This is a genomic window from Streptomyces sp. CA2R106 (assembly GCF_037034245.1).
Classification (GTDB): Bacteria; Actinomycetota; Actinomycetes; order Streptomycetales; family Streptomycetaceae; genus Actinacidiphila.
In genome coordinates this window covers 1-7,199 of record NZ_JBAGKC010000065.1, presented here as the reverse complement: position 1 = coordinate 7,199, position 7,199 = coordinate 1, and the positions used below count along the sequence as shown (strand labels likewise).

The 7,199-nt window shown below is 69.4% G+C and carries 5 protein-coding genes; 3 read left to right on the top strand and 2 right to left on the bottom strand.

What is annotated here, in order from left to right:
• Nucleotides 1-264: 264 nt before the first annotated feature.
• Nucleotides 265-498, bottom strand: a complete 234-nt coding sequence (locus WA788_RS34855) for a hypothetical protein (RefSeq protein ID WP_335984387.1) — start codon at nt 496-498, stop codon at nt 265-267.
• An 18-nt stretch (nt 499-516) separates the two neighbouring features.
• On the opposite strand from WA788_RS34855, the gene WA788_RS34850 reads away from it, so the two are divergent.
• The 3 genes from WA788_RS34850 (at nt 517) to WA788_RS34840 (ending at nt 3,162) form a co-directional block, all read left to right on the top strand.
• Complete coding sequence (locus tag WA788_RS34850; RefSeq protein ID WP_335984386.1) at nt 517-789, top strand: hypothetical protein; 273 nt, start codon at nt 517-519, stop codon at nt 787-789.
• Nucleotides 790-1,777: 988 nt separating this feature from the next.
• Entirely contained in the window at nt 1,778-2,965 is a 1,188-nt protein-coding gene (locus WA788_RS34845) for a cytochrome P450 (RefSeq protein WP_335984385.1), read from the top strand.
• Complete coding sequence (locus tag WA788_RS34840; protein ID WP_335984384.1) at nt 2,962-3,162, top strand: ferredoxin; 201 nt, start codon at nt 2,962-2,964, stop codon at nt 3,160-3,162. Before WA788_RS34845 ends, WA788_RS34840 begins: the two co-directional genes overlap by 4 nt.
• A 508-nt stretch (nt 3,163-3,670) precedes the next feature.
• Here the strand turns inward: WA788_RS34840 and WA788_RS34835 are convergent.
• A complete protein-coding gene (locus WA788_RS34835) occupies nt 3,671-7,198 on the bottom strand; it encodes an SDR family NAD(P)-dependent oxidoreductase (protein WP_335984383.1) in 3,528 nt (1,175 codons plus the stop codon).
• Between the last annotated feature and the right edge of the window lies 1 nt (nt 7,199).

Sequence of the window (7,199 nt, the reverse complement as noted above, 5' to 3'; positions counted from 1 at the left end):
CAGACCCGATCGCCGTCGCCAGACACGTCCCCATACCCCCCTGACCAGCCGCGACTACCCCGAACCGCTACCCGTGCACCGGCAGGCCATCACCGCCTCCGGCATCCACATCCACATCCACATCCACATCCACATCCACCACCACACCTACGACACCGACCACCTCACCCCCCCCCACCGCCGCCAGCCCTCCCCCGTCGCCGGCCGGAGCGGGAAATGGGAGATCCACCACAACCCCCACGCCCCCGCCAGACCTGGATCCGCCTACCCGACCACGACCCCACCGAGATCCCCTGGATCCACCGCGACCACGTCCACCAGCCATTCAACGACCACACCTGGCGACACGTCAGGAAACTTGCTCTCCATGGCCACCACGGTGATAAAGAGCAGCACGAGGCCGACCTCGCCGACACCCTCGACCAGCCCATACGCCGCACCCGGGACACCCCCGGAAACCAACCCACAACCGACAGCAGAAACACCCACCGCGGCCACCGCCCTAAGCACGCACCTGTGCTGCCCGATCTGGTGAGTCTGCCCGGCCAGCGACACCCGGCCGACCTGGAGGCCTCGGCGGAAGTCGCCGCGGACCGTGTGGCACCGCGGACCAGGGTGAAGCCGGGCCATGGCCCGGCAGCCGATCTGGCGCCTCCCTCGCAGACCCGACCGGACGAGCCGACGCATTCATGGGAACCGGGCGACAGCCTCGACGACGTCGCCGGCACCGGCACCGGCACCGGCACCGGCACCGGCACCGGCAACAACGATGCGGCCCAACCGCCCTGACCCCTGACCACCCGACAGGACCGGCACCGCTACGCCGCCACCAACCCCACCACCCCGCCCCAGCCCGCCCCGCCCCGAACCGGGCCTCTGCCGACCGTCATGAGGGCGTGAGGCGCGGCGCCGTGAGGGCTGTTGCGCGGCGCCGATCCCGTCGACAGGCGGGTGTCCAGCAGTTCGTGGCGGATCGCGAGGTTGCGGTCAAAGATTGCCGGGTTGCGCTACGTGGTTGCCGGGCCGACCCCGGATCTCCGGGCGATCCCACTCATGGTCGTCTCGGTTCCGGTGACTGCGAAATCGGCGCGTGCCGAGTCGAGGATCCGCCGGCGGTTGCGGGCCGGGGCAGCTCCTTTTTTTGGGAGGCTGATGGTCAGTCATTCGAGCATCCTTGCGTAAAGGGATGGGGTCTCTGTAAAGTGATGTGAAAACCTTCTCCGTTTCGCTGGGGACTCTGTCGAATCTGTTCAAGGATCCGCCATGAGTGCAGTAAGCACCCCGGGGTCGGCGCCGCGATGACCGGCCCATCACGCCCCGTTCACCACCGGCTGATGCCGGCGATCTGCTGTTTCGGCGTGGGCGTGACCGATAGCGAACTCATCATCGTCAACGTGGCATTTCCGTCGATAAGCAGGGACCGCCACGTCCCTGTCGGCAGCCGGCATGGGAAGGTCTCCACCTACTCCGTGGCCATGGCCTGCCTGCTGCTGCTGTCCGGCTCCGTGGCCGACCGCTTCGGCCGCCGGGGGATCTTCCCACTCGGGCTGGCGCTGCTGCCCTTCGGTCCTCTCCCGCGCGATCTGGCGTCCAGCCACGCCGCCCCCGGGCCCGTCCCGGAGGCTGCGGACGCGCCGCGCTCGCACTCGGCGTCATCTCCACCAGCAAGTGGGCCAAGGCCGCCGGCACTCGCAACGGCCGAGCAAGGCGGTGCCACTCGCCACCGATAACCCGTTCAGTCCGCTTGGATTCGATCTTGAGCGATGGAGGCTTTTCGTTGACCGCTCCCGCCCTGCAGACCACCCGGCGCTGCGCGTACGCGCCCCCGGAGGAGCACGCCCGTATCCGGGACACCGGTTCCGGGATATCCCAGGTCACCCTGCCCAGCGGCCAGGTCGCCTGGGCTCTGAGCCGGCTCGAGCACATCCGGGCCATGCTCACGGACCCCCGCTTCAGCGTCAACCGCCGGGATCCGAACTTCCCCCGGTTCACCCGCGAGTTGCGCGCCAACACCATGCGCCGATCGATCAGCCAGTTGGACCCGCCTGAGCACGGTCCCGCTCGCAGGGCCGTGGTCGGCGAGTTCACCGTGCGTCGTATGTCCGACCTGCGCCCGCGCATCCAGGAGATCGTCGACGAGCACATCGACGCGATGCTGGCCGGGCCGCGCCCCGCCGACCTCGTACAGGCCCTCTCCCTGTCGGTGCCCTCCCTGGTCATCTGCGAGCAGCTCGGCGTGCCCTACCAGGACCACGACTTCTTCCAGGCCCGCACTTCGACGATGGTGAGCCGCTCCCTCACCGCCGAGGACAGGAAGCAGGCGCGCCTGGAGCTGCGCGACTACCTCAGGGATCTGATCTCCAAGAAGGCCGCCGAGCCGACCGACGACCTGCTGGGCCGTCAGCTCGCCCAGGGCAACGACCCCGAGGACGTCCTGCCACTGGCTTTCTCGCTGCTGGTCGCCGGGCACGAGACCACCGCCGGCATGATCTCGCTCGGCGTGGTGGCCCTGTTGGAGCGCCCGGCGGATCTGGCGGCGCTGCGCGAGGACCCGGCGCGTACCCTGCCCGCGATCGAGGAGTTGCTGCGGATATTCACCGTCGTCGAGTTCGGCAACTCCCGTGTCGCCGTCGAGGACGTGGAGATCGGCGGCGTGACCATCCGGGCCGGCGACCCCGTCCTGGCGCTGAGCAACGCGGCGAACCACGACCCGTCCGCCTTCGACGAGGCGGACGAGATCAAGCTCGACCGGGGAGCCCGCAACCACGTCGCCTTCGGCTTCGGCATCCACCAGTGCATCGGACAGAACCTGGCCCGGATGGAACTGCAGATCGTCTTCGACACGCTCTTCCGCCGGATTCCGACGCTGCGGCTGGCCATGCCCGCGGACGAGCTGCCCTACAAGGGCGATGCCCTCTACTACGGCATCCACAAGGTACCCGTGACATGGGAGGAGTTGGCATGACCAAGATCGTGGCGCATCCCGACCGGTGCGTCGGAGCGGGCCAGTGCGTGATGACCGACCCCGACGCGTTCGATCAGAGCGAGGAGGACGGCACGGTCATCGTCCTCCAGGACACCCCGGCGGACGACGAGGCCCTGCAGAGGGCCCGGTCCGCCGTCGAGACCTGCCCGAGCCGGACCCTGTTCCTGACGGAGTAGCCGTCGGCGCATCCGAGCAGAGGCGCTGAGGCGCTGAGGCGCTGAGGCGCGGCCATGGTGGTTGTTGTCCGCTGTGACGGGCGGCGACCACCATGTCCCGCGCCGCCGACGCATATACGGACTCAAGGGCAAGCCTCTCGACCGCGTCGCCCTGATGGACGCCTTCGCCGAACTGGCCTGCGGCGGACGGATCCCGGCCTGGGCCCTGGCCCTGGCGCTATGCGGACCTCGCCTGGATGCCGATGCTCGCCCTGGAACGGCCAAACCCGCCGCTGCCGGAGCCGCGCCGTCCGCCCAGCGCGCCAACTCCGCACGCTCCTCGAGGGACAGCGCAGCTTCGACAGCACGAGGGCCCCGAGACGCCATGAGTCTTCCTACGGACTCAGACCCGCCGTTTCGGGCGCATCACCCTAGCTTCCGCAGGGGTGCGTTGGTCTCATGCACTTGGGCCGGTACGTTCTTCAGGTAGCTGAGGATTTTCTCGCACTACGTCATCCCTCACATCGGATCAGGACACTCCCAGCTCCTTGGCGATGAAGTCGAAGACCTCATCAGCCGACGCCGACTCAAGTTTCTGCGCCGCGGTGTTCTCCGCCGCCGGCTCCTGGCCTCGCATCCATTTCGATACCACCACCCGCAACCGAGCCGTGATATTGGCGCGAATTTCGCTGTCCGCCGGCACTTCGGAAAGAATCGATTCGAGCTGGGTGAGCTGCATGAAAACGGGTGGTTCCGAAACTTCGTCCGGAGTGATCTCCACGTACAGGTAGCGGGCGAGTTCGGCCGGTGTCGGCTGGTCGAAGGCCAGGGTGGCGGGGAGGGTGAGGCCGGTTTCGCTCGCGAGCCGGTTGCGGAGCTCCAGCGCGGTCAGTGAGTCGATGCCCATGTCACGGAAGGCCCGCTGAGGGTCGATGTCCCCGGGTCGGGCATGGCCCAGCACGACAGCGGTGGCGGCCTGGACAGTCCGCAGGAGTTCCTGCTCCCGGTCCGCCGGACTGAGCGCGGCCAACCGGGCTGCCAGGCCACCCGCATCCGCGGCCACGGATGCGGTCGGGCGGGCGGGAGCGCCTCCGGCCAGACTCCGCAGCAGTGCGGGCACCGGCCGACCTCCACGAGACAGCCCCGTCAGGTCGAGGCGGGTCGGGACCGCCAACGACGCACCCCACGCAACCGCGGCCTCGAACAACGCCAGACCCTGCTCCGTCGTCAACGGCTCGATGCCGCCGCGGCGCAGACGGGACAGGCCCGCGCCCTCCAGTTGCTCGGTCATCTCCGAGGTCTGTTCCCACAGGCCCCACGCCAGCGACTGGCCGGCCAGATGCCGATCCCGGCGATAGACCGCCAGGGCGTCCAGGAACGCGTTCGCCGCCGCGTAACTGCCTTGCCCCGCGCTGCCCATGACCGCCGCAGCCGAGGAGTACAACACGAACCCGGCCAGGCTCATGTCCTCGGTCAGCTCGTGCAGGTTCCAGGCCGCGTCAGCCTTCGCCGACAGCACCGGTGCCATCCGCTGCGGCGTCAACGACTCCACGGTGGCGTCGTCGATCACCCCCGCGGCGTGCACCACCGCCGTCAACGGCCGGTCGCCTGCGATCTTGGCCAGCACGGACGCCAAAGCCCCACGGTCGGCGGCATCGCCGGCCACCACCCGCACGCCCGCGCCCAGCTCAGACAACTCCGCAACCAGACCAGCCACCCCCGGCGCCGCCGGACCCCGCCGCGACAACAACACCAAGTGCCGCATGCCACGCACGGTGACCAGGTGCCGGGCCAGTTCCCCGCCCAGGGTTCCGGTCCCGCCGGTGACCAGGACGGTGCCCTGCGGGTCCCAGGCGGCGGGGACGTTCAGTACAACCTTGCCCACATGCCGGGCGGCCTGCAGATGACGCAGCGCCGCCACGGCCTGCGACAGCTCGAAGCACGTCACCGGCGACGGCTTCAGTATCCCGGCCTCGAACATCACGCCGAGCTCCGCGAGCATCTCCGCGATCCGCGGCTCGCCGGCGTCCATCAGGTCGAATGCCTGGTAGACCACTCCCGGATAGGCCGCAGCAACCTGCTCGGCATCACGGATATCGGTCTTGCCCATCTCGACGAACCGCCCACCACGCGGCAACAACCGCAACGACGCGTCCGTGAACTCCCCCGCCAGAGCATTGACGACCACATCCATGCCGGCGCCACCGGTCACGGCCAAGAACCGCTCACAAAACGCCAGATCCCGCGTCGACGCGATGTGGCTCTCATCGATGCCCATCGCCAGCAACGCGGCCTGCTTCGCCGGACTTGCGGTCGCGAAGACCTCAAGCCCCCATTCCTGGGCCAACTGCACCGCAGCCGTGCCCACACCGCCGGTCCCGGCATGGATCAACACCCGCTCACCCGGACGGACCTGAGCTAGATCCCGCAGCGCATAAAACGCCGTCAAGAACCCCACCGGCACGGATGCGGCCTCCTGGAACGACCACCCCCGCGGCACCGCAGCCACCAGCCGACTGTCCACCACCCCCACCGGCCCCCACCCCGGCACCAAACCCATCACCGACTCACCCACCGCCAGGTCCATGACTCCGGGGCCGGTCTCCAGCACCACCCCCGCGCCTTCCCCACCCAGCATCCGGCCGTCCGCAACCATTCCCAGCCCGGCCACCACATCGCGGAAGTTCACACCCGCCGCCCGCAAACCCACCCGCACCTGACCCGGCAACAACGCCACGCCCGCCTCAGGAGCATCGACCACAGCAGCACTGCCCAGATCACCCGGCTCCGCCACCTCCACCCGCCAACCCGAACCAGCGGGAAGCACCAGATCCCCGGACGCACCCGCCCGGACCAGCCGACGCCCGAGCACCGTTACCTCACCGTCCCCGGAACTGATGCGGACCTCGGGTTCATCAGCGCCCAAGGCCAGGGCCAGGACGGTGTCCACGTCAGCGTCTTGGGTCGGGTCCAGGTCGGTGGCCGGGTCTACGTCGACCAGCAGCACACGCCCCGGATGCTCCGACTGCGCCGAACGCACCAGGCCCACGACCGCGGCACCGGCCAGGTCCTGCCCGGTGGCCGCGCCCTTGGTCCAGATCACCAACCGCGCGTTGTCGGTCTCGGGATCGGCCAGCCACTCCTGCACCCAACCCAACACCTTCGCAGCAGCCAACTGAGCCGCCTCCGGCGCCGACATCCCCGACGGAGCGGTCGGCACTGGAGCCACCACCACCGGAGCCACCTCGGCCCCACCGTGCCGCACCCACTGCACCGCATCCGCCGAAGCCTGCGCCGGCAGCGGAACCCAATCCACCGTGAACAACGACTGCCGCACCTGCCCACCGGCCCCAGTGAGCTGACCAGCCGACGCCTCCCGCAGCACCAACGACCGCGCCGCCAGCACCGGCTGACCGACACCGTCAAACGCCGTCACCGAGACCCCACCCGACCCACGGGCCAGCACCACCCGCAACTGACGCGCACCGCCCGCCAGCAGCCGCACCCCTGACCACACGAACGGCAACCCCGTCCCCCCACCATTGCCCTTGTCAGTGCTGGCAGTGATGAGGGCATGCAGGGCAGCGTCGAGGAGGGCAGGATGCAGACCGAACCCGGCAACGTCAGCTTCGACACCCTCCGGCAGCTCCACCTCGGCATAGACCGTGTCCCCGGCCCTCCACACCTGCCGCAGCCCCTGGAACACCGGCCCATACTGATAACCCCGCCGAGCCAGCCTCTCGTAGGCATCGTCAACCGAAACCGCCACCGCACCCGCCGGAGGCCACACGGACAGCCGATCCGGGACAGGCTCACCGTCAGCCGGGGCCAACACACCGACGGCGTTCCGCACCCACTCGCCCTCCCCCTCACGAGAGGAGACCGTCACCGTTCGCCGGCCACTGCCGCCGTCACTGTCGCCGACACGGACCTGCAACTGCATCCCACCAGCACCCGGCAGGACCAGCGGCTCCTGGAGCGTCAGTTCCTCCAGCACACCACACCCGGCAAGGTCGCCTGCATGGACCGCCAGGTCCACGAACGCGGTGCCGGGCAGC